Here is a 21,370-nt window from a genome sequence, read left to right on the forward strand (position 1 = left end):
TATGTGGTCTATACGCCCGAATTGCCCATCGACGCGGTCGAGGCGGAAGCGCCCAGATTCACGCCCGACGACTGGTGGTTCCGCAGGGTCAGGGTCGGTGTTCCTCGAGATTTTTCTGCCGAAGATGCGGAGCAAATAGCGCGCCGCGGTCTGATCGCCTGCCTCAAGGCGCTGAAGCCTGAAGACAGCGCGCTGATCGACAAGGCGGACGAAATCGTAACCACGGCCGGTGGCAATTGCCGTTTCCTGCTGAAGGTCAGGGATTTGGCGAAGCAGACCATCGAGATATCGACAACGATCAATGTCCATCGTGAACCATCACTCTTTTATGTGGCGGTGACCGACAAGACCACCGGCGCCTATCGCGAGGCGCCACCGGCAAAAATCCAATCCTATGATGACGGCATATATTCTGGCACGCAGGGTGAAGATCGCGCGGCGTGGGGTGGAGATCGTTCCCCGGACCTCGTATTTGGCGCGCCTCATTGTGGAAAGAAACCCAGACGCCGCGACCTAGGGCCTGTTGACAAAGTGGATTCCCAAATCGGCTTTGCCGTGATTCAAGACTGCTTTTTAGGAGGCGGTTTTGGCGCGTGGGGATTTGTCGGACGCAGAGTGGCAGCTCATTGGCGAGCTTTTGCCGGCTGAGCGAGGACGCAAGTCCCGACCAGCGCAGGACAATCGCCGATATCTGAATGGCATGCTGCATGTCCTGCGGGTAGGCTGCCCTTGGCGCGACATGCATGAGCGCTACGGCAAGTGGAACTCGGTCTATGTCCGGTTTCGCCGCTGGGCCGAGCAAGGGGTCTGGGACGCCCTGCTTGAGACCCTGGTCGAACTCGGGCTCACCGACGACTGGCAGCACATGATCGACAGCACCACAGTGCGCGGCCACAGCCAGGCAGCGGGCGCAAAAGTGGGACTCATAAGGAGGCTTTTGGTCGATCACGCGGCGGCTTTACGTGCAAAGTCCACGCCCGCACAGACGGTCAGGGACGCCCTCTTGGCTTTGTCCTCACGGGCGGAGAAGCGTCAGATTATGCAGCCGTCCCTGCTTTGATGGCCATGCCGGTGGGCAAGCCGCGGCTGCTGTTGGCTGACAAAGGTTACGATGGCGACGTCGTCCGCCAGGATCTGCTGCTGAGCGGCATTGTTCCGGTGATCCCACCCAAAGCCAACCGCAAGAACCCGCCGCCGTGCGACTTCCGGGCCTACAAGGACCGCAACCGCATCGAGCGCATGTTCAACAGGCTCAAGCAGTTCCGCCGCATCGCCACGCGCTTCGACAAGACCGCAAAATCCTTCGCCGCTTTCCTGGCCTTAGCCGCAGCAAGGATATGGATGCCATACTTTGTCAACAGGACCTAGAATATGGACGAGTTCGTGGATGCCGAACGCCCGGTGATTTCCGGCCTTCTGAAGTTCAAGTGACGCCCGTCGGCTATTTCGTCTGAAGGCTTGCGTCTTTGGCCGGAGGCGTCGTGCCGACGTCGGTGACGTTTTTCATCAACTCGAAGAATTCCTGCCGCCCCGGACCGCCATCCGCCCGCTCCAGAGACGAGGCGACAGGATTCGAACCTGCGCGCGCCATGAGAATCCTGAAGATCCCAAAGCCCGGAGCGGGCCTCTTTCGAAGCTGCCGCCCGCGATAAACCTCTCCGCCACGCCTCGCATCGACCAATATAGCCATTTGCCGCAAGATGTAACCGCCTGGTGGTTTGAGTGCGGTGACGACGGAGGAGGAGGGTCTGGCGCTGGGGGTCGCGCCGTCAAGCGCCAGCGGCGCGCTTATGCTGGTCGAATTTGAGGGCTGCTATATCTGGTCGCCCTTGAGCCTAGAGGAGATCGACTTTGCGGCCGGTGGCGACGGTCAATGTCCGCTCGACCTGTTCGACGCAATAGCGCCCGAAGACGAAGAGTGGCGCGGCACGATCAGCAGCGGCGATAAACGATCGGAGAATCCCAACGGGCCTTGCCCGTAAGCAGGTCGACGGAATAGGCGAAAAACTCGTCGGCGCTGACCCAAACGGCGATCGTGCTTTCGCCGCCTTCCACGAACCATGTGGTTCTTCCCGAAAATTCGAACAGCTCGAAGCTGGTTTGCGTCCCTCTGGGTGAGGTGTAGCGCAGCATTTCCGGGCTTTCTGCGGAAAGCTCCACCGGGGCGGCGCAGGTCACGATCGGCTCGCCATTGATCATGCCCTCCCCTTCTGGAAAACCGATCCACCACGAGCCTGCAAAGGGAGCGGCGACGCCATTCGGAATATCGACATTCCCCTCACGCGGGAACGAGGCCGCCTCGGCGCCCGGAAGCAGCACCGCAAGGCCGGCCATGCCGCCGAGAAGGAGCAGCGCGACCTTGCCAAAAGACTTTTTACCGTTGCGCATATCGGTTGATCCGGTTGGACTATCGTTTCACTGTGGGGACAGGGTTAAGACTGCAAAAGTCTAAGGCAATATCGGGGGTTTGTGATATCCCCGGTTCAGGGGACAAGGATATGAAGTGGACGTGATGACCGATGAGCGGCCGCCGCGCAGCGGCGCGCTGTCTTTGCCGCCGATGGGACGATTGGCGATCGTCACCATGCTCTATGCCGTCATAGCCCTGGCTGCGCTATGGCTGGCGACCAGCCAGCCCTGGATGGGCCTGGTGATGAGCCCGGGCGACGATGGCCTGATCGTCCTGCGGCAAGTGCAGCGCGACGATCTTCCATCCCCCTTGCAGCCCGGTTTGCGCGTGACTCAGATCGGGGCGGTCAAGCTCATGGGGCAGGACTTTATCGAGGAGCCCGACACGCTCGACAGCTACGAGGCGCTCAACGCCTTCCGGGCACGACAGACAATACTGCATGAGCTTGTCGACTTGCCGCGGTTGAACATTGCCGTGTCCAACCCAGACGGGACAGCCGAAACCGTCCAAATAGCGCCCTATGCCGGCCGACCCGCCTGGTCCTTGCCCTTCGAATTTTGGTTGCAGCTTCTGGTTGGCGGCGCCGGCGCGCTATTGGGGGGCTGGGTCTGGTCTTTGAAGCGGGACGAGGCGAGCCGTTACTTCGCCATATCCGGCATCGGACTCATGCTGTCGGCTGCCTCGGCATCTGTTTACAGCACCAGGGAGCTGGCGTTGGACGGCGGATTGCTGCACCTGCTGGCCGCTGGCAATTATGCCGGAACCAATATTTTCGACCTGGCCCTGATCAGCCTGCTGCTGGTCTACCCCAACCGGATCGGCAATCGGGCGGTCATCGGTGTCGTATGGGCGGTTGGGCTGGTTCTGATAGTCGCGCAGCCGCTCCAGCTCATGTCCTCCCAGCCCGTGGGCACTTACGCCCCGATGCTGGCGCAGTTCATCGTGCTCTTTTTATTGATCGGCACGCAGCTCTATCTGTCGCGGCGCAATCCTCTGGGCCGGGCGGCTCTGGGCTGGTTCGGGCTGTCGATCCTGCTGGGGACGGCGGTTTTCGTGTTCGCCATCGCCTTGCCGGTGCTGCTGGGCCAGGAGCCGCAGGCCAAGCAGGCGCATGCCTTCGCCATCATCCTGCTCATCCATGGCGGACTGGCCATCGGCGTCGCCCGCTATCGCCTGTTCGATCTGGGCATTTGGTCGTTCCGCCTTATGTCCTATCTGATTGGCGGCTTTCTGCTCATCGCGCTGGACGCGGTTCTGATCTATGTGGTGGCCATAGAGCGCATCCCCGCTTTCGGAATCGCCCTCTTGGCGGTGGGCATGCTCTATCTGCCCCTGCGCAATGTCCTGGGCGGCCTGATGACGCGCCGGATCAGCGTCGATCCCGCGCGCTTTCGCCAGATCGTCGATATCGCGCTGGCGCGGGATGGCGCTCAGCAGGACACGCGCTGGCGGAGTATTTTACAGGAAAGCTTCGCTCCATTGGCTATCGAGCCGGCGTCCCATGCGGGCAAAGCGCAGTTGCGCGATGGCGGGCAGGAGCTGCTGGTGCCGGCCACTGGAGTCGCGCCGGGCCTAGTCATGCGTTTTGCCGATGCCGGCCGGCGGCTGTTCTCCCAGGCCGATGCCGACCGGGCACAGGAACTGGTCGACCTCATGGGCCATGCGTTCGAAAGCCGGGATGCGCATGAACGCGGCGCACGTCAGGAGCGCAGCCGAATGGCGCGGGACCTGCACGACAATATCGGCGCGCAACTGCTGCGAACGCTGCACAGCACCGACATTGAGCGCAAGGATGCCATTGTCGGAGAAACCCTGACCGACCTGCGCGACATCATCAGCCACGCTCAGGGCGGCGGCATGAAGCTGGAGGAAATCCTGGCCGAGCTGCGGTTTGAAACCGATGAACGGCTCAATGCCGTGGGAATTGGTCTTGATTGGCAGACCAGCCATGCCGAGGACCTGCTGGTGGACGCCAGGACGGCCCACAGCATTCGCTCGATCGTCCGGGAAGCCGCCAGCAATGCCATCCGGCATTCCGGGGCCAGCCGCTTTGGCGTCGATCTTCAGGAATGCGACGGTCAGCTCACGCTGAACCTGGCCGACGACGGCAAGGGGTTCATGCAGGGAGAGCATCGGCAGGGGGGCGGGCTCTCCAACATGACGGCGCGCGCCGAAGGACAGGGCGGAACCATCGCAATTTCGAGCATTGGCGGCACCGGCATCCAGGTTCAACTCCCGCTCAGGAGTTGCGAATCGTGACAGCCAGCCGCCTGCTGATCGTCGAGGATGTTCCTGAGGCCCTGATCTGGCTGTCCAGGATCGCGCAATCGGCCTTTCCGGCCGCCGAGATCGGGACTGCGCGCAACGTACGAGAGGCTCTGGCGCATATCCGGCATGGCCGATGGGATGTGGCGTTGGTCGATCTCGGCCTGCCCGATGGCTCCGGCCTCGAAATCATCCGCCAGTTCGCCCAGCATTCCCCCGATACGATGTGCATCGTCAGCACGGTATTCGGAGATGACGCTCATATCGTTGCGGCGCTATCGGCGGGTGCGCAGGGCTATATTCTCAAGGGGCAGGCCGAAGCTACCGTCCTGCGCCAGCTCACCCAGCTTCAGCACGGCCTGCCCGTCCTTTCTCCAACCATCGCCCGCCGGATCATGGAACATTTTCAGCGCACCGGGCCGGTAGGCAATGACGGCGGTGACCTGACCCCCCGCGAGCAGGACGTCCTTACCATGGTTGCGCGTGGCCTGCGGAACGCCGAGGTGGCGGCGGCGCTCAGCCTGGCGGAATCCACGATCGCCACGCATATCAAGAGCATCTACCGCAAGCTCGGAATTTCCTCACGGGCCGAAGCCGCCCTGGAAGCGACACGGCTGGGACTGGCCTGATCACACAGGCCCATCCCTACGGCGGTCGCATCACTCCCAGTCGTGCCCGAACTCTGCGACGCAGCGGGCGACCATATCGCCTGGGCTTCTGGGGGCCTGGGCTTGTGCATGCCAATAGTCATGACCGGCCCGTAAATCACCTTCGAGAATATCGGTGGTGCGGATTATGCCATTCCCGTCCACGACATTGCCGCTTTCGAGCAGAAAGCGGGCGAAGTTGAGCGTGTAGTCGACGCCCTTCGCCAGCCTGCTATCCTGCCCGTCGGCCAGCCCTGCAGCCTGCTCGGCCTCCAGAACAGCGTTGCACAAGATGGTACGTATATATTGATCATAGTGTCCGCGACCCGTTGCCCCGAACGAAGGGGCAAGGTCTTTTGCGAACACTGTCATCATCCACGCTATCGAGAGGAGGAAGGCGAAACAGACCGATAGAACGTCATGTCGCAAAACCATGCCTGAAGGGAAAGACATTGGCAAAATCCTCATGGCCAGGCCAGCAGCGGGGTGACGCCCCGGCAGACCGCGGGCTGGAACATACCGCGCGGCACCGGATCGCGGTCGGCGGCGGGATCGTCGGTGAGCGCCCCCGCGCCATACCAGAGGGCCAGCCCGATTTCAGGCACCATGATATAGGCCGGAGCTGGCTCGCCGGCCATGGGCGGTTCGAACCAGAAGGTGAAATCCTCGTCCAAAGCATAGAATCGCAGCGCGCGCAGGGCATCTTGCGTAGCTTCGTCGTCACTGCCCAGGTCGAGCAGTTCCCGCGGCCCATCCGGTTCGGCGTCGGCGCGCGTGGGGTCGGTCACCGGCAGCAGTGTCATGCCGCTATAGCCGTTCGACACCGAGAAGGTGAACCAATAAGTCCGCTGGGTTGTGGTGAGGAACAGATAGAGGTCGGAAGCAATGGAGGCGTAATTCCTGGCTTGCGCAAAGCCGATTTCCAGCCGGCCTTCTTCCGTCTCGAGTTCATAGAGCGCCCGTTCGGCAGGGCATTCATCGGCCAGGATGGCTGCTGCGCCGAGGCAGGCCCAGACCATCAGGGCAGGCACCAAGAAACGGCTCAACGATTTTCGCATAGGCGGTCTCCAAAAGTCAGGTCATCAAGGAGGTCAGATACGAGACCGCCAAAAGCAGCACCGTACTCACGCCCAGCCATAACCGCTGACGGGCATAGCGGGCGCCAGTGAACCCTTCGCGGAAGGCGCGCAAGGTGGGTCCCAGGCCCGGCAAGGTGCGGCCGCTTTCGGCCACCGCGTCCGCCCGCATGGCAAACAACCATCGAAAAGCGATCACGATCCAGACGGCGAAGACGATGGCCTGGAAGGCGAGCATCGCTGCAAGGGGAAGGTTCATCGGTACTAATTGCAGGTCAGCGCTTCACCCAGGAAGTTCATGCCGCAGGCGATGGACTGCTGTTCCCGGACCGCTTTCTGTGCCTTTGCTGGAGGGACTTTGGCCTCGATCTCGATCAGCGCCACCAATTGCTCATCCTGTGCATAGAGGCTGAACCAGAGGAAGGGGCGGCCTGAGGGATAGGTGCCGCCATAGACGAAACCCAGATCGGTTTCCGATTGCAGATCCAGCGTCACATTTCTTTGCGGGAAAAGCGCGCGGCCATTCTCCAGCAGCAGCGTGTTGCCGACATGGACCATGACGCGATTGTCGCCATAGTCGAAGATATTGGCATTATGCGTTTCTTGTCTTGGAACGAGCGGCAGCGCCGATTGCGGGCGCGGCAATTTCCCATCCACCATGGCCCCGAAATTGAAACTGTCGAACTGCTGGTAGCCGAGATAGTTCAGGACATCGGTGATCTGGTCCTCGATATCGGTGAACGGCTCGGTGAATGCGGCATTGAAACCGCCCTTCTTGAAAATGCGCCGATCGGCTTGCCCGCCTGTGCCCAAGGTCGACCAGCCATCGGGCCGATGGAACATGGTGAGCATGGGACGCGCCGCGCCCGTAACGCCGGGAGCCGTATAGAGCGCAAGATCCGCATCGCCGGTCAGCGCCGCCTGATCTGTGGGCAGGCCGCAATAGGTGACGCCGAGAGGGTTGTCGGGTCCGACGCGGAAACCGCTAAGGGACTGGCCGAATTCATTGGTGGCGAAATCGGTCAGGAAGTCGGCGCCGAGCGCGCCGGGAGCCTCGTCGATAAAGGAGTTCTCATGATGGGCCAGCAGACGCAGGCAGGCATTGTGTATGGCCGCCGGCGGGTTGGAGATCCAATGCCCGATGGGCGACGGCGGCAGATGCGCGCGGGTGAGATAATAGTCCTCGCCGGTGGTGACGTCATAGGTCTCGTCCGGCCCCATGCTGACGATATAGCCCAGGATATTGGGATCGACGTTCCAGTCCACCAGCCGCTGCACCATCAGCGCGATGTCGTGCCGGCTGGCGCCCAGGACCGTGTCCATGCCGTGCTGGGCCACCAGCGTATCGAGATCATCCGAAGCGAAATATGGCGCGTGAAAACCCAATATTCCGCGCGGCTCCACGATGCGGTCGCCATAGGGGCCGACGCCTTCCTGGCCCGAATAGCCCGAACCGCCCAGAAAGGCGAAGGCGCAGGCCGAATAGCATTCGGCATAGGCTTCGACGACGCTCGTTATGGCGTGATCGCGCAGCAATTGCGCCAGCTTGAGCCCTTCGACATAGTTTCCGCCGGGGCTGTGCAGGGTCAGGACGGCGCAATTGCCGCCCTCGGGCGGCAAGGCCGCGACGTCGCATTCCAGGGTCTCCGCGATCAGGCTTGCGAGAGCATCGGCATCGCCGGGAAGAACAGGCCCGCTAAAGGTAAAATGCGGCACGAAGCGCTCGGCCGAATAGTGGTTGGAGATGAGCTGGATATCGGCCGCCATGCCAGGAGCTAGGGTGAGGCACCAGGTTGTCAGCGCCATCGCCAGGGCAGCGGGCCCCTTCTCCAAACCAGAATTCGTCATGGATATCGGATCCTCCCCATTTGATCCGAAACTATCTGCGGCCCACGCCGCGCCCAATCCCCTGTTCAGGGGAGAGCACCGGCGAAGCAATGATCTCCATGGCGAATGAGCGGGCTCACCAGCTCTCTCCGATCCGGTCCAGGGCCTGCTGCGCCAGGTCATTGTTCTGACGCGCCGAAAGCTGGAGCAGGCGGATCGCTTCGGGCCGGTCGGCATCCACGCCTTTTGCCAGGTAATACATAATGCCGAGATTGAACTGGGCATTTGCATTACCGCTCTCGGCGGCTTTGCGATACCACGCGACGGCCTGTTCGACATTCTGCTCAACCCCCTGACCATTATAATAGAGGATGCCGAGATTGAATTGGGCGGCGGAATGGCCCTGTTCGGCGGCAAGGGTGAACCAGCGGGCGGCCTCCGCGTCGTCCTGCGTCACGCCGGTCCCGGAGCTGTATAATGCGGCAAGCTCGAACTGGGCCGATGCATAACCCTGCTCGGCCGCCCGGCGATACCAGGCGGCGGCCTGGGTCCAGTCCGAGGCGATGCCGCGTCCGCCTTCATAGAGGACGGCAAGATTATATTGCGCCTCCACATGCCCTTGCTCGGCCGCCTTGCGATACCAGGACATGGCTTGCTGAAGATCGGGCTCCACGCCGATACCATTGTCATAGTAGATTCCCAGGTTGAACTGGGCGGTGGCATAGCCCTGTTTGGCGGCCATCTCGAACCAGTCGCGCGCCACGCTGTAATCCTGCTCCACGCCCTCGCCGTCATTATATTTGACACCGATATCGGACATGGCCGCCGCATGGCCGAACAGGGCGGCGCGCATGAAATAGATGACCGCCTGCGTATCATCTTCCTCCACGCCCTGGCCGCGATCGTAAAGGATGCCCAGGCTGTAGAGCGATGCCGTATGCCCCTCTTCCGCCAAAGCGCTGAAGATCGCCAATGCCCCGGCATAGTCGCCCGCCTCATAGGCGGCCACGCCGTCGTTGTAGGATGCGGCGCGGGCCGGTGTGCCCGAAAAGACCAGCATCAGAGCCAGGGAAAAGGCCATCAGGCGAGCGGAAATGGACAGGTTCACTATGAGGCTCCTGCTGGATTTAAGAGGAAGCGGCTTGCTCGCGCTCATTGATCAGCCGCACGATCCTGCCATAGACCATGCGCGCCGCCGCGATGCGCTTGAAGCCGATACGGTTGGACGACATGTAGGTCTGCCGCCTGGGTAACCCATTGCGGGTATGGCGCGTGGTCGTATGCACCTGGACGTCTCGCTTGAACCAGACCGTGCCCCGCGCGCCGTCTTCAAGCTCCAGCGCGTTCATGTCCGAGAGCGGATAGCGCGCCAGTTTGCGGCGGCCGAAGAGTTCGGTGGCGATATAGGCGGCCTGGTCGGTGAGCGCGTACCAGCTATGAGAGCGTTCATAGGCGTCCCAGAAAGGTATGCCGATCATCATATGAAGTCCGACCAATACAAAGGGCATCCCGAAAAGGGGAAAGAGGCTGAAAGGAAAGAAATCGGACTCGCCGGCACTCCGGCCCATCCAGGATGCGGCAAAAATCCAGAACAGGGCAAAGGCGGTGAAGAACAGGCCGAACGGAAGGCGAGGGGTCAGAAAGTCGGCCATCACGACCCCGCTCGCTGGCCGGTCGTGCCACAACAGGCGTTCTCCCGGCGCCAACACATCGCTCCAGCCGCCGGCATCGGTCATGGCTGCTCGCTCCCCGGAGGCGGTGCGGCTACAGCCTGCTCCGTGCCGCGAATGGCCTCCACCAATGCCGGGCTCAACCCGGTATCGCAGGCGCCGTCCTTTATGCCGAACAGGACACGGCGTTCGAGTTCCTGTCCTCGGCCACCGCTTTGGGAAAAGGCGATGGCTACGAGCCCGGTTTCGAGGTGCTGGTAATATTGCCGGCGGTCATCAAGCACGAGATCGGCATGCAGGATGCAAAGCTCGATGGCGGCGTTCTCCAGCTTCTCGCTCGTCACCGCGCCCAAATCCTCCGCCACGTCATAGGTCAGCGTCAATTGCCTGGCGCGCGGCCCCGGCTCGATATAGCGCAGTACGACCGGCAGGCCGCTGGGCAGATCCGGCTCCAGATTGTCGAGACCGACGCCCAGCGGCTGGGGGATGCACATCCCGTTTTCGTCGAGGGCGAAGAGAAATTCGTGGAACCGCGACATTTCCATCCAGTCCGGTGCGCCGGTGTCGTAGCTGGGCGTGAAATCCCATCGAATGCGCACGGACCGGGCGTTCTCTGCTTGGAGCGTCTCGCCGCTATTCTGAACCAGACCGGCGCAGAGGGGCTGTATCCGGCGGGCAAAGTCGTCCGAGGGCACGGCCCCAAAGGGCTCGGGATCGAAGTTTGGCCTGGCCATGACCACAACCGTCGCGGCGCCCTGATCGGGTCTTTCGATCAGATACTCTTCTATGGTGAGAGATGAGCCATCGCCGAGCGCGATGCTTTCCGCCTCCTGGGCGAGCGCGGGGATGCTCGGGAAAAGGCAAACGACTGCAGTCAGGGGAATGAAGCGCCAGGTCATCTAGCTTGCATGCATCCTCGCTTCTGGTGTCTGAGGGAGCGAGCCTATCAATCCATGGCCTAAAGCGCTCTCCCCTGATCAGGGGATGGGTGAGCGTCTTTGGCGGCTGCCGCGCTCATACCAGCCTTTCGAGCGGTTCAGGACCCAGACAACCGAGAGCATGACCGGCACTTCGATCAGCACCCCGACCACGGTTGCGAGCGCAGCCCCGGAGTGGAAGCCGAACAGGCTTATGGCGTCGGCAACCGTCAGCTCGAAGAAGTTGGATGCGCCGATCAGCGCCGAGGGACCGGCGACTCAATGCTGTTCGCCCACGGCCCGGTTGAGAAGATAGGCCAGCCCCGAGTTGAAATAGACTTGGATCAGGATCGGGACCGCCAGCAGGGCAATGACGAGCGGTTGCGCGATGATCTGTTCGCCTTGGAAGCCGAACAGCAGCACCAGCGTCACCAGCAGGGCCACCAGCGACAGCGGCCCGAGCTTTGCCAGCAGCGCGGCGAGCACCGCCGGGCCGCCATTAGCCAAGAGCCGTCGCCGGACGATCTGCGCGACGATCACCGGAATGACGATGTAGAGCACGACCGAGAGGACCAGCGTTCCCCACGGCACGGTGATCGCGGAAAGGCCAAGCAGCAGGCCGACAATCGGCGCGAAGGCCACCACCATGATTGCGTCGTTAAGCGCGACCTGACTCAACGTGAAATGCGGCTCGCCCTTGGTGAGATTGGACCAGACAAACACCATGGCCGTGCAAGGCGCGGCGGCGAGGATGATAAGGCCGGCGATATAGCTGTCGATCTGGTCGGCCGGTGGGGCCGGAACAGCCATCCGACGAACAGCCAGCCGAGCAGCGCCATCGAAAACGGCTTGATCGCCCAATTGATGAACAGCGTCACGCCGATGCCGCGCCAGTGCCGGCCGACTTGCCCAAGCGCGGCGAAGTCGATCTTGAGCAGCATGGGAATGACCATGAGCCAGATCAGCACCGCGACGGGCAGGTTGACCCTGGCGATTTCGAGCGCCGACAGCCTGGAACGCGCCGGGAAACCAATGTCCAAGGGCGATGCCGACGATAATGCAGAGGGCCACCCAAAGGGTGAGATAGCGTTCAAAGGTGGACATGGGAATTTCCTTACGCCGTCGTCACGCGGCGGCCGTGTTCGTCAATGACCCGCTCGCCGTCCTCTTTCACGAACGCACCCCGTTGTGGTGGCAACAGATCAAGCACCGCTTCGGATGGCCGGCAGAGTTTCACGCCTTTGGGACTGACGACGAGAGGGCGATTGATCAGGATCGGGTGCGCCATCATCGCATCGAGCAAGGCGTCATCGGCCAATTCTAGATCGCCAAGGCCGAGGTCGACATAGGGTGTTCCTTTTTCCCGCAAGATCGAGTGGGCCGACAGGTTGGCGCGCTTGATGAGCTGCACGAGCAGAGCGCGGGAGGGCGGGGTTTTCAGATATTCGATGATATGGGGCTCGACACCTGCATTGCAGATCAGACCAAGGGTATTCCGCGACGTGCCGCAATCGGGATTGTGGTAGATAACAACATCCATGTCTCACCTCATGCCGCGCGGCGAGCTTGCGCCTTCGGACTGACCGATTTCGACGAGGCGGGAGCGCAGCGTCGATTTGTCGAGGCCGGAAACGGGAAGCGCCGCGAAAACCCCGATCCGGTTGCGGAGGTAGCGGAACGCACTCACGAAAGCCGTTTGCCGGGCAATCTCTGGCCCTTCGATGGCGGCGGGGTCCTCGATCCCCCAATGCGCCGTCATCGGTTGGCCCGGCCAGACCGGGCAGGCTTCGCCGGCAGCGTTGTCGCAGACGGTGAACACGAAATCCATGACCGGGGCGTCAGGCCCGGCAAATTCGTCCCATGCCTTCGAGCGCAGGCCCTCGGTGGGATAGTCGAAGTTCGCCAGCGTCGTGATGGCGAGCGGGTTCACTTCACCCTTGGGCTGGCTTCCTGCCGAGTACAGGAGGTGCAGGATGGCAAGGTCGTCGACTGGATGGAGAAGGTTTCCGATCAGCAATATGGCGCCTGATCCCTCTCGAATACGTTCATGCCGGGGCGGAGCGCCCCCTTCGGCTCCGATACCTGCCCTCCTCAAGATGAAAGGTCAGTCAGATGATCCTGGAAGAAACCTATAAACTCTCCAATGGCGTGCACATCCCCAAGCTCGGACTCGGGACGTGGATGATCGATGACGGCAAGGTGGCCGACGCCGTGCACGCCGCCGCCGATATCGGCTACCGCCATATCGACACCGCGCAGGCCTATGCCAACGAGTGTGACCACCAAGCTCGATGCGGGCATCAAGAATTACGCGGACGCGAAAGAGGCCATCGAAGGCTCACTGAAAACCCTTGGCCTCGACCACATCGACCTGATGATCATCCACAGCCCCCAGCCTTGGAGCAATTTCGGTGGCGACGACCGCTATTTCGAGGGCAACGCCGAAGCCTGGTGTGCGTTGGAAGAGGCGTACCAGGCAGGCAAGCTGAGAGCGATCGGCGTCTCGAACTTCAAGCAGCCCGACATCGATAGCTTGCTGGCGAATGCGCCGGTCAAACCGATGGTCAATCAGATTCTCGCCCATGTCGGTAACACGCCTTTTGGGCTGATCGACGACCTCATGAGCAAAGATATCCTGGTGGAAGCCTATTCGCCGGTCGGGCACGGCAAGATTCTCGACAATGCCGAAATGCGCGGGATGGCCGAGCGCTATCAGGTGACCGTTCCACAACTCGCGATCCGCTACGTCCTTCAACTCGGCCTCATTGCCCTGCCCAAGACCGCGAATCCCGACCATATGCGCAACAATGCAGATGTGGACTTCGAGATTTCGGCGGCGGACATGGAAACGCTGAAGAGTGCCAAGCCGATCAAGGACTATGGCGACGCCAGTGTATTTCCGGTCTATAGCGGGCGCTGATGCGAACGGCCTCGTCCGTGATGATGCGGCTAGCGGCCAAGCCAGATACGCCACCCGGACCTATAGGTCCGGGACGCCCTCATGAGAACATAGGGAGACAGCCATGCCTCACATCATCGTCAAACTTTGGCCGGGCAAGAGCGAGAGTCAGAAGCAACAACTTGCAGACGCCATCACCAGAGATGTGACCACCATCCTCGGCTATGGCGAGGACTCGGTCTCGGTGGCCATCGAGGAAGTGCCTTCAGGCTCGTGGGGGGAGAAAGTCTACCCCCCCGACATCGCCGCCAAGCAGGATCAGCTTTATAAACCTCCCGGCTACACGATGTAGTCTTGCGCCGGGAAGGCGTCACGCCGGAATTTTCACACCGGAAGAGCGCAGGCTTTTGGTGAGCGTGGCGAGGATTCCATCAGGTTCACGCCTTGGGCCGCACCGCAGACGACAGCCTGGATCGCAAGAACGCGCGATCCTCTTCCGAAACCGTCTGCACTGGCAGCGTCATGAACTGGTTCGGATCCGTGAACAGCATCCAATAGCCGGGTCTTTCCCAAATCTCGGTGACGGTCGACCAAGGCAGTCTGGCTTCGCCCAGTTCTGAGACGACTTCAAATCCGTCTTCGCCAAAAACGAAATTTGCCCGAGGCGAGGACATGCGGCGGAATTTCCCGACCGTGTTTCGATGATGCGCAACCCACATCGCGCCAATCAGGCAAGGCACCAGCAGCACGACGACGCCAACGACGCCGACCAGCCAGCCGCGCTCGCCACTCCAAAGCAATCCTACAAGGAAAACAAGCATCGCGATTTCCGCCGCCCACAATCCTTTCTGGTCGGCTATCCCTCGCCGCCAGACGAACGCCTTGACGGCGCCGCTCACGATTTCCTGCGTGTAGGTCACGGTCGCTCTTTTGTTCTCTGCCATCTCCTCCCGTTCTCCGCCTTCGTGAAAACATTAAAGAAGGGAGAAGCCTAAGCGAATGAAACCCGTCCCGGAAGGGACCTCGCCACCCATTTGGGCCATCATGGCCCTTCGCCATCGCCTGAATGCCCGGTCGATGCCCTTCCATTCTCCGCATGCATCCTTATCCTTGGGCGGCGCGTTACTCGGCGAAGCGCCTTGGGGGGCCGATGAGTTATCTGCGGTTCAAGCTGCGTCAATTGTTGCAGCGCATGTGGTTCTTGCCTGCGGCCTTTTCCGTGCTCGCCGTGCTGACCGTGATCGTCGCCTATGTGCTCGCCCGCTATGCGCCCGACGAGCTGCCCTTCGTCCTGCCGTCCAATTCCGTTCAATCCATATTGGAAATCCTGGCGTCGAGCCTGCTCACCGTCGCGGTTTTCGCGCTCTCGACCGTGGTCGGCGCCTTTTCAGCCGCATCGAACGCGACGACGCCGCGCGCCGTGCCGCTGATCGCCGGCGATCTGCGCGCCCAGACCTCGATCTCGGTCTTTATCGGGGCCTTTCTTTATTCCATCGTCGGCATTATCGGTCTCTCCGCTGGGCTCTACAGCGACGCCGGACGGCTTTTCCTGTTCGTGGTCACCCTGGGCGTCCTGTTGCTCGTCGTGACATCGCTGATCCGCTGGATCGGCCACATTTCGGCGATCGGTCGTGTGGGGCATACAATAGGCGTCGTGGAGACGGAGACCCGCCGCTCGCTCAACGCCATGAGTGAACATCCCCTCCTTGATTGCCGCAGGCTCGAAGGCCAGGCCACAGGCGAACCGATCAGTCCCCAAAAACCTGGCTATGTTCAGCATTGCGATGCCGACGCCCTGCAAAAGCTCGCCGAAAAGCACGATCTCGTCGTCGCCATCCTCGCCCGGCCCGGCGCTTACGCCACACCCGTGCGGCCGCTGATGCGGGTTGAGGGGCGCCTCGATGAGGACCTGCGAGCCGCATTGCTGGACTGTTTCGCCCTGGGCGATCATCGCGCCTTCGACAGCGACCCGCGCTTCGGCTTCATCGTCCTGGGTGAGATCGCCGACAAGGCGCTGTCGAGTGCGATCAACGATCCCGGCACGGCGATCGTGGTCATCGACACAGCGACCCGACTGCTGCTCGAATGGGAGGATGAAAAAAGGAGCGGCGAGAATGATCGTCTATTGGTGGCCCCGCTCGCTGCGCGCGATGTCCTCGAAGATTTTTACCGGCCGCTGACGCGAGACGGCGCTCACGTGATCGAGGTTGTTTTGCGGCTGCTGAAAAGCCTCGAAACGGTGGCAGCCTGCAAACCGGCATTCGCCGAAGCCGCTAGAGATATAGCCAGAGACGCCATTGCGCGGGGAGAGAAGGCGATGACGGCGGCAAGCGACCTCGATACGCTCCGCAAGGCCGGCATCTGGGCGACGTAGGGCTATCGTCCTGAAGCGGCGCTTGCGCGAAAATCTCCGCCAGCCCAGAGGTCCACTACTCGCTGCTGGTCCATTTGGCGACCACATCGGCCTGTGGCGAAAGTTTATCCGGTCGTTGGTCCGCTATCGGCACTGGCTTGTGATGAACGCTGATGACCGTAAGGTGATGCAGGGCATTGTCGAAAGAAGCGGCTATTCGATCCCCTGGCGACGGCAAGGCCAGGAAATCGAATTCACCCCAATCCTGGCTAGGGGTCCGGCCCATACCGCGTTCGACCAGCAATCTGGCAACTGGCATCGGTTCGTCCCGTTTCTTCAAAAGCTCTTCTCTTGGACTATGTGCTCAACGGAGCCGGGTTGCAATGCTGATGGCTGCGGCCGCTTATGCTTGGCTTTTGGATCGGCGTGGGATACCACCCCCGGCTGAGCGAGAAGGTCTGGAAACACTATGAAAGTCATCGTTTGCGGAGCGGGCCAGGTCGGAACCACCATCGCCCGGCACCTGGCCAGCGAAGGTGCGCAGGTGACGGTCATCGATAATGACGCCGAGCAGATCCGCCGTATCGACGCCAGTTATGACGTGCGTGGGATCGTTGGGCATGCGTCCTATCCCGGCACGCTTCGCCAGGCAGGCGCGCGCGACGCGGACATGCTGATCGCCGTCACGCGCTCCGATGAAGTCAATATGGTCGCCTGCCAGGTGGCTTACTCGCTGTTCAAGGTGAAGCGCCGCATCGCCCGCCTCCGGCACGCCGGCTATCTCGCCCAGGATAAATCCGGGCTATTCGCCGCCGAGCATCTGCCGATCGATGTGATCATCTCTCCGGAAATCGAGATTGCCGAGGGCATCGCCCGCCGGCTTCGGACGCCGGGCGCCTTCGATATGGTGCCCCTAGCCAATGGCTTGGTGGAGCTGCTCGGCCTGCACATAGAGCCATCAGGTTCCGCGGTTACGGGCGAGCGGGTCGGCGATATCGTCGAGGGCTTCGACGACGATGGCATGAACGTCGTCGCCATCGTGCGGAACGGCGCCTGTTTCGTGCCGGATGCAGATGACAAGCTCGAACCGGGCGACGATGTCTATATCGTCGCCAAGCACGAACGGGTCTCCGATGTCATGCTGGCCTTCGGTCATGCCGAAAAGGTGGGGCGTCGATTGGTCATCGTCGGCGCGGGCAATGTGGGGCTGCATCTGGCGCGCAAGATCAGGCGCTCGGCTCCGGCAATGGACGTCAAAATCATCGAGCAGAATCGGGACCGCGCCGAATTCGTCTCCCAGGAACTGGGCGGCGGTGTCATCGTACTGCATGGCGATGCGCTGGACCGGCAATTGCTCGAAGAGGCGCAGGCCGGCCTGGCCGAAACCATCGTCGCCATCACCAATGACGACGAGACCAATATCTTCACCTCCGTGCTCGCCAAGCAGGCCGGCTGCAAGCGAGCGATCACGTTGGTCAACAAGCGCTCCTATGAAGCGCTTATTCCCACGCTCGGTATCGACGCCGTCGTCAGTCCCAGCGCCATGACCATCTCCACCGTACTCCGCCATGTGCGCCGGGGCGCTATTTCGGCGCTCTACACCTTGCGCGAGGATTTCGGGGAAGTGGTCGAAGCCGAGATCGACGAAGGCTCCCGCCTGTTGCGCCTTCCGCTGGACCAGCTTGGCCTGCCCAAGGGCATGAAGATCGGCGCGGTCGTCCGGGACGGCGCCGTGATCTTTCCCCAGGCCGATTTCCGCTTTTCGGTCGGCGATCATGTCATCGCCCTGGTCACTTATAGCTATCTCAAACTGGCCGAAGCCCTGTTCGGCGCACCGAACAGGCCAGCGGCATGAGCGCCGGCCAGGTACAGACCGTCCAAATCGGCGCCTCCGCCATTCCCGGCATGAAGCCAGTTCTTTATCTCGTCGGCATGGTTCTCATTGTCACCTCCGCGATGATGCTGTTTCCGCTGATGGTCGATCTCTATCATGGCGATACCGACTGGCAGGCGTTCGGGATCGCCTCCGCCCTCTCCGCGACGCTGGGCGCGATAATGATATTTTCCGGGCGCGGCGGCCTCCAGTCGGGTCTGACTCTGCGACAGGCTTTCATCCTGACGCCGATGAGCTGGTTCAGCGTTGCGCTCGTCAGCGCATTGCCATTTTACTTTTCCGGTTATGGCGTTGTCAGCGGCAGCGCACCCGACGCCATATTCGAAGCCGTTTCAGGTATCACTACCACGGGGGCAACGGTTATTTCCGGTCTGGATGACGCGCCGCCCGGCATGCTGCTTTGGCGCGGCCTGCTGCAATGGATGGGCGGCATCGGGATCATCGCTTCCGCCATCGCCATTCTGCCGGTGCTGGGAATCGGTGGGATGCAGCTCTTTCGCACCGAATCCTCCGACCGCTCGGAAAAGGCATTGCCGCAGATTCGGCAGATCATCACGACAATCGGCGCCGTCTATGTCGGCCTGACGGCCATCGCGGTGTTGGTTTATTGGTTGGCCGGCATGGCACCCTTCGACGCCGTGGTCCATGCCCTGAGTTCGATTGCGACCGGCGGTTACTCGACCAGGGACGCTTCCTTTGGCGCCTGGGAGGCCAATGGCATTCAGTGGTTCGCCACCCTTTTCATGCTTAGCGGCAGCATACCTTTCGTTCTCTATGTCCGTGGGTTCGCCGGGGAGGCCCGAGCATTCTGGGACCGCCAGGTCACGACTTTGCTGCTTTTCCTGGGCGTCGTGGTGATCGGGCTGGGATTGTGGCTCACCCTTTCCGGGCAGTATGCAATCGAGCCTGCGTTCCGTCATGCCACTTTCAACGTCGTCTCGGTGGTGTCCACCACCGGCTACGCCAGCGCGGACTATTTGGCCTGGGGGAATGCCGCGATCGGGCTCTTCTTCGGCCTCACCTTTATCGGCGGCTGTACCGGCTCGACCTCGGGCGGCATCAAGATTTTTCGTTTCGAGGTTATGGCGGTGATGCTGCGCACGCATTTCATGCGGCTGCTCTATCCGAACGGCATCTTCCCGCGCACCTATGGTCACCGCAAGCTCGACGATGAAATCGTCGGCTCGGTGGTCGCCTTCGTCGCGGTTTTCTTCTGCTGCTATTCCGTCTTGACCATCGCGCTCATGGCCATGGGACTCGATTTCCTGACCAGCGCGAGCGGCGCGGCCACGGCGCTCGCCAATGTCGGCCCTGGCCTGGGCGACATTATCGGACCGGCGGGAAATTTCGGAGCCTTGCCCGACAGCGCCAAATGGCTGCTCTCTTTCGGCATGATGCTGGGGCGGCTCGAACTGTTTACTGTCCTGATCCTGTTCGTGCCGCGCTTCTGGCGGGGATAAAGACCGCCGCAGCTAGCAGCAAGCGACAAATTTATTGCCTTGGGGACAGGACGAAGTATATGGACGGACAGGGTGTTCGCGGCATGGGGCCGTGAGCAGGGACTGCGTCGGTCGGGCCGCCACGCCGAATATGCGTGAGTCATGGACCAGAAGACCTCTCCCCGCCCTCTGCCTCGGGCTCAGTTTCTCGCCGAGCGGGCGCTCGCCACCCTCAACCGTTTCTTGCACATCGAGGCCGTCAGCGGCATCGTGCTTCTGGCCGCCGCGGCTATCGCCCTGATCTGGGCCAATTCCGCTTTCGCCGATAGCTATCACGACTTTTGGCATATGCCTTTTTCGGTCGGGTTTGGCGATTTCGTCTTTTCCCAATCCCTGCATTTCTGGATCAATGACGGGCTGATGACCGTCTTCTTCCTGGTCGTCGGCATGGAGATTAGGCGTGAAATTCACGAAGGGGCGCTGAGCAAACTTGACCAGGCAATGCTGCCTGTGGCCGCCGCTGCGGGCGGCGTGGTCGTGCCGGCGCTCATCTACCTAGCGTTGAATATCGATCCCGCGCGCGCCCATGGTTGGGCCGTGCCGACCGCGACCGATATCGCCTTCGCCGTCGGCGTCCTCGCCCTTCTGGGCCGTTCGATCCCTGGCAATATCAGGGTGTTTCTGTTGGCCCTGGCCATCATTGACGACGTGATCGCCGTATTGATCATTGCCTTTTTCTATTCCGGCGGACTCGATCCCAGCGGTTTCATGATCGCCGCTCTTGGCGTGTTGATGGTCGTGGCGCTGCAGCGGATCGGGGTGGGATCAGCCTATATCTACATATTGCCCGGCGCTGTGATCTGGATCGGCATGCTGATGACCGGCGCCCATCCCACATTGGCCGGCGTAGTGCTCGGATTGATGACGCCGGTATGGTCCACCCCCATGCGCGAGCATCCCGTGGAGGTAGTGTCTCGTATTGCCGAGGAACTGCGCAGCCGCGATGCCGTGTCGGCTCGGGATGCCCATCGCCTGGCGCAACCCTTGCGACAATTGCGCCTGGCGCAACGCGAGATGCTGCCCCCGGTGGTGCGCGTGCAGACGGCGTTGCATCCCTGGGTCGCCTACGGCGTCATGCCCCTCTTCGCGCTGGCAAACGCTGGCGTGAACCTTGGCGGCGTCGATCTCTTTGCCGATGGCGCCCAACTCGTTCTGTTCGGCGTAGCGCTCGCACTGGTTGCCGGCAAGCCGATCGGCGTCGTGGCTGCGACCTGGCTCATGGTGCAAACTGGGTGGTGCCGGCTGCCGCCGGGCGTCACCTGGGGCGGAATCGTGCTGGTCGGGATGCTGGCCGGCATCGGCTTCACCATGTCCATCTTCATCGCCATGCTGGCCTTTGCCGACGACAACCTGCTGAGCGCGGCGAAACTTGGCGTGCTGGCGGGCTCCACGATAGCTGCCCTCATCGGTCTTGGCTGGGGGTTCCTTTACGCCCGCCGCCGTCTCAAATCGCCTCTGTGATTCAGCGGGGCGAAGACAATGAATGTTGCAGACCTTCTGGAGCAGAACGGGGTACTTATCCTTGATCGGCAAAAGGACAAGCTCAGCCTGCTCACGCTTATGGCCGAACATGCCGGCAGGGCCTTGCAGCTCGATGCCCATATGGTAGCCGATGCAGTGTCGAATCGTGAGGATCTGGGCTCCACTGGATTGGGGTCAGGCGTCGCCATACCCCATGCCCGCATCGCTGAGGTCCCATATGCCCTCGGCGTTCTAGCTCTGCTGCGCGAACCGCTAGACTACGATGCCATAGATGACGAACCGGTCGATATCGTCTTCATGCTCATCATGCCCGCTACCCCGGCGGCATTGGAGATTCTTGCTGGTGTCGCTCGCACCTTTCGCCAGCAAGATCTGACCATCGCGTGTTGAATGCCACCGAGATCTGACCCTCTAGGGGCAGAAGTTTTCAC

General features: G+C 61.6%; 22 protein-coding genes, 1 tRNA gene and 2 pseudogenes. 11 read left to right on the forward strand and 14 right to left on the reverse strand.

What is annotated here, in order from left to right:
* Together VDP82_RS02650 and VDP82_RS02655 are read left to right on the forward strand one after the other, a co-directional pair.
* A partial coding sequence (locus VDP82_RS02650) for a hypothetical protein (RefSeq protein WP_323013286.1) occupies positions 1 to 648 on the forward strand: 648 nt, incomplete at its 5' end.
* A pseudogene (locus VDP82_RS02655) lies at positions 638 to 1,368 on the forward strand (IS5 family transposase). The gene VDP82_RS02650 and the pseudogene VDP82_RS02655, both read left to right, overlap by 11 nt.
* Before the next feature lie 189 nt (positions 1,369 to 1,557).
* Here the strand turns inward: VDP82_RS02655 and VDP82_RS02660 are convergent.
* A tRNA-OTHER gene (locus VDP82_RS02660) sits at positions 1,558 to 1,671 on the reverse strand.
* 261 nt (positions 1,672 to 1,932) lie between these two features.
* The gene (locus tag VDP82_RS02665) at positions 1,933 to 2,388 is read right to left on the reverse strand and encodes a hypothetical protein (RefSeq protein ID WP_323013287.1); all 456 of its coding nucleotides are present in this window, start codon (positions 2,386 to 2,388) and stop codon (positions 1,933 to 1,935) included.
* Positions 2,389 to 2,512: 124 nt separating this feature from the next.
* Here VDP82_RS02665 and VDP82_RS02670 point away from each other — a divergent pair, with 124 nt between their 5' ends.
* Positions 2,513 to 4,669 carry an ATP-binding protein gene (locus tag VDP82_RS02670; RefSeq protein ID WP_323013306.1) on the forward strand — a complete coding sequence of 719 codons (2,157 nt, stop codon included), beginning with the start codon at positions 2,513 to 2,515 and terminating at the stop codon, positions 4,667 to 4,669.
* Positions 4,666 to 5,304: a response regulator transcription factor gene (locus VDP82_RS02675; protein WP_323013288.1), complete on the forward strand. Its 639-nt coding sequence runs from the start codon at positions 4,666 to 4,668 to the stop codon at positions 5,302 to 5,304. Before VDP82_RS02670 ends, VDP82_RS02675 begins: the two co-directional genes overlap by 4 nt.
* A 30-nt stretch (positions 5,305 to 5,334) precedes the next feature.
* Here the strand turns inward: VDP82_RS02675 and VDP82_RS02680 are convergent, their stop codons facing one another.
* The 10 genes and pseudogenes from VDP82_RS02680 to VDP82_RS02725 form a co-directional block, all read right to left on the reverse strand.
* Positions 5,335 to 5,613 carry a hypothetical protein gene (locus VDP82_RS02680; RefSeq protein ID WP_323013289.1) on the reverse strand — a complete coding sequence of 93 codons (279 nt, stop codon included), beginning with the start codon at positions 5,611 to 5,613 and terminating at the stop codon, positions 5,335 to 5,337.
* A 173-nt stretch (positions 5,614 to 5,786) separates the two neighbouring features.
* On the reverse strand, positions 5,787 to 6,368 hold the full coding sequence (locus tag VDP82_RS02685; protein WP_323013290.1) for a hypothetical protein: 582 nt from the start codon (positions 6,366 to 6,368) through the stop codon (positions 5,787 to 5,789).
* 28 nt (positions 6,369 to 6,396) lie between these two features.
* Entirely contained in the window at positions 6,397 to 6,657 is a 261-nt protein-coding gene (locus VDP82_RS02690; protein WP_323013291.1) for a hypothetical protein, read from the reverse strand.
* 5 nt (positions 6,658 to 6,662) lie between these two features.
* On the reverse strand, positions 6,663 to 8,246 hold the full coding sequence (locus VDP82_RS02695; protein ID WP_323013292.1) for a hypothetical protein: 1,584 nt from the start codon (positions 8,244 to 8,246) through the stop codon (positions 6,663 to 6,665).
* 115 nt (positions 8,247 to 8,361) lie between these two features.
* Positions 8,362 to 9,333 carry a tetratricopeptide repeat protein gene (locus VDP82_RS02700; RefSeq protein WP_323013293.1) on the reverse strand — a complete coding sequence of 324 codons (972 nt, stop codon included), beginning with the start codon at positions 9,331 to 9,333 and terminating at the stop codon, positions 8,362 to 8,364.
* 19 nt (positions 9,334 to 9,352) lie between these two features.
* Positions 9,353 to 9,961, reverse strand: a complete 609-nt coding sequence (locus tag VDP82_RS02705) for a hypothetical protein (RefSeq protein ID WP_323013294.1) — start codon at positions 9,959 to 9,961, stop codon at positions 9,353 to 9,355.
* The gene (locus VDP82_RS02710) at positions 9,958 to 10,794 is read right to left on the reverse strand and encodes a hypothetical protein (protein ID WP_323013295.1); all 837 of its coding nucleotides are present in this window, start codon (positions 10,792 to 10,794) and stop codon (positions 9,958 to 9,960) included. The genes VDP82_RS02705 and VDP82_RS02710 overlap by 4 nt, the downstream gene beginning before the upstream one ends.
* A 78-nt stretch (positions 10,795 to 10,872) precedes the next feature.
* Positions 10,873 to 11,916, reverse strand: a pseudogene (gene arsB, locus VDP82_RS02715) (ACR3 family arsenite efflux transporter).
* Between the two features lie 10 nt (positions 11,917 to 11,926).
* A complete protein-coding gene (arsC, locus tag VDP82_RS02720) occupies positions 11,927 to 12,352 on the reverse strand; it encodes an arsenate reductase (glutaredoxin) (RefSeq protein WP_323013296.1) in 426 nt (141 codons plus the stop codon).
* Positions 12,353 to 12,355: 3 nt separating this feature from the next.
* Positions 12,356 to 12,829: an arsenate reductase ArsC gene (locus VDP82_RS02725; protein ID WP_323013297.1), complete on the reverse strand. Its 474-nt coding sequence runs from the start codon at positions 12,827 to 12,829 to the stop codon at positions 12,356 to 12,358.
* Positions 12,830 to 13,087: 258 nt separating this feature from the next.
* On the opposite strand from VDP82_RS02725, the gene VDP82_RS02730 reads away from it, so the two are divergent.
* Both VDP82_RS02730 and VDP82_RS02735 read left to right on the forward strand, forming a co-directional pair.
* Entirely contained in the window at positions 13,088 to 13,732 is a 645-nt protein-coding gene (locus tag VDP82_RS02730; protein ID WP_323013298.1) for an aldo/keto reductase, read from the forward strand.
* Positions 13,733 to 13,835: 103 nt separating this feature from the next.
* Positions 13,836 to 14,063 carry a tautomerase family protein gene (locus VDP82_RS02735; RefSeq protein WP_323013299.1) on the forward strand — a complete coding sequence of 76 codons (228 nt, stop codon included), beginning with the start codon at positions 13,836 to 13,838 and terminating at the stop codon, positions 14,061 to 14,063.
* Positions 14,064 to 14,148: 85 nt separating this feature from the next.
* Here VDP82_RS02735 and VDP82_RS02740 read toward each other — a convergent pair whose 3' ends face one another.
* Positions 14,149 to 14,631, reverse strand: a complete 483-nt coding sequence (locus VDP82_RS02740) for a YcxB family protein (protein WP_323013300.1) — start codon at positions 14,629 to 14,631, stop codon at positions 14,149 to 14,151.
* Between the two features lie 272 nt (positions 14,632 to 14,903).
* On the opposite strand from VDP82_RS02740, the gene VDP82_RS02745 reads away from it, so the two are divergent.
* Entirely contained in the window at positions 14,904 to 16,085 is a 1,182-nt protein-coding gene (locus tag VDP82_RS02745; RefSeq protein WP_323013307.1) for a DUF2254 domain-containing protein, read from the forward strand.
* A 55-nt stretch (positions 16,086 to 16,140) separates the two neighbouring features.
* Here VDP82_RS02745 and VDP82_RS02750 read toward each other — a convergent pair whose 3' ends face one another.
* Complete coding sequence (locus VDP82_RS02750; RefSeq protein WP_323013301.1) at positions 16,141 to 16,383, reverse strand: hypothetical protein; 243 nt, start codon at positions 16,381 to 16,383, stop codon at positions 16,141 to 16,143.
* A gap of 150 nt (positions 16,384 to 16,533) precedes the next feature.
* Between VDP82_RS02750 and trkA the strand changes: the two genes are divergently transcribed.
* The 4 genes from trkA to VDP82_RS02770 all read left to right on the forward strand — a co-directional run bounded on the left by trkA (position 16,534) and on the right by VDP82_RS02770 (position 21,329).
* On the forward strand, positions 16,534 to 17,919 hold the full coding sequence (gene trkA / locus VDP82_RS02755) for a Trk system potassium transporter TrkA (protein ID WP_323013302.1): 1,386 nt from the start codon (positions 16,534 to 16,536) through the stop codon (positions 17,917 to 17,919).
* Positions 17,916 to 19,418 (forward strand): TrkH family potassium uptake protein, encoded by a 1,503-nt coding sequence (locus VDP82_RS02760; RefSeq protein WP_323013303.1) that lies wholly within the window; start codon positions 17,916 to 17,918, stop codon positions 19,416 to 19,418. Before trkA ends, VDP82_RS02760 begins: the two co-directional genes overlap by 4 nt.
* A gap of 141 nt (positions 19,419 to 19,559) precedes the next feature.
* Entirely contained in the window at positions 19,560 to 20,918 is a 1,359-nt protein-coding gene (gene nhaA / locus VDP82_RS02765) for a Na+/H+ antiporter NhaA (protein WP_323013304.1), read from the forward strand.
* 18 nt (positions 20,919 to 20,936) lie between these two features.
* Positions 20,937 to 21,329: a PTS sugar transporter subunit IIA gene (locus tag VDP82_RS02770; RefSeq protein ID WP_323013305.1), complete on the forward strand. Its 393-nt coding sequence runs from the start codon at positions 20,937 to 20,939 to the stop codon at positions 21,327 to 21,329.
* Positions 21,330 to 21,370: the final 41 nt, after the last annotated feature.

Origin of the sequence: Devosia sp. (assembly GCF_034675085.1) — a bacterium.
Classification (GTDB): domain Bacteria; phylum Pseudomonadota; class Alphaproteobacteria; order Rhizobiales; family Devosiaceae; genus Devosia.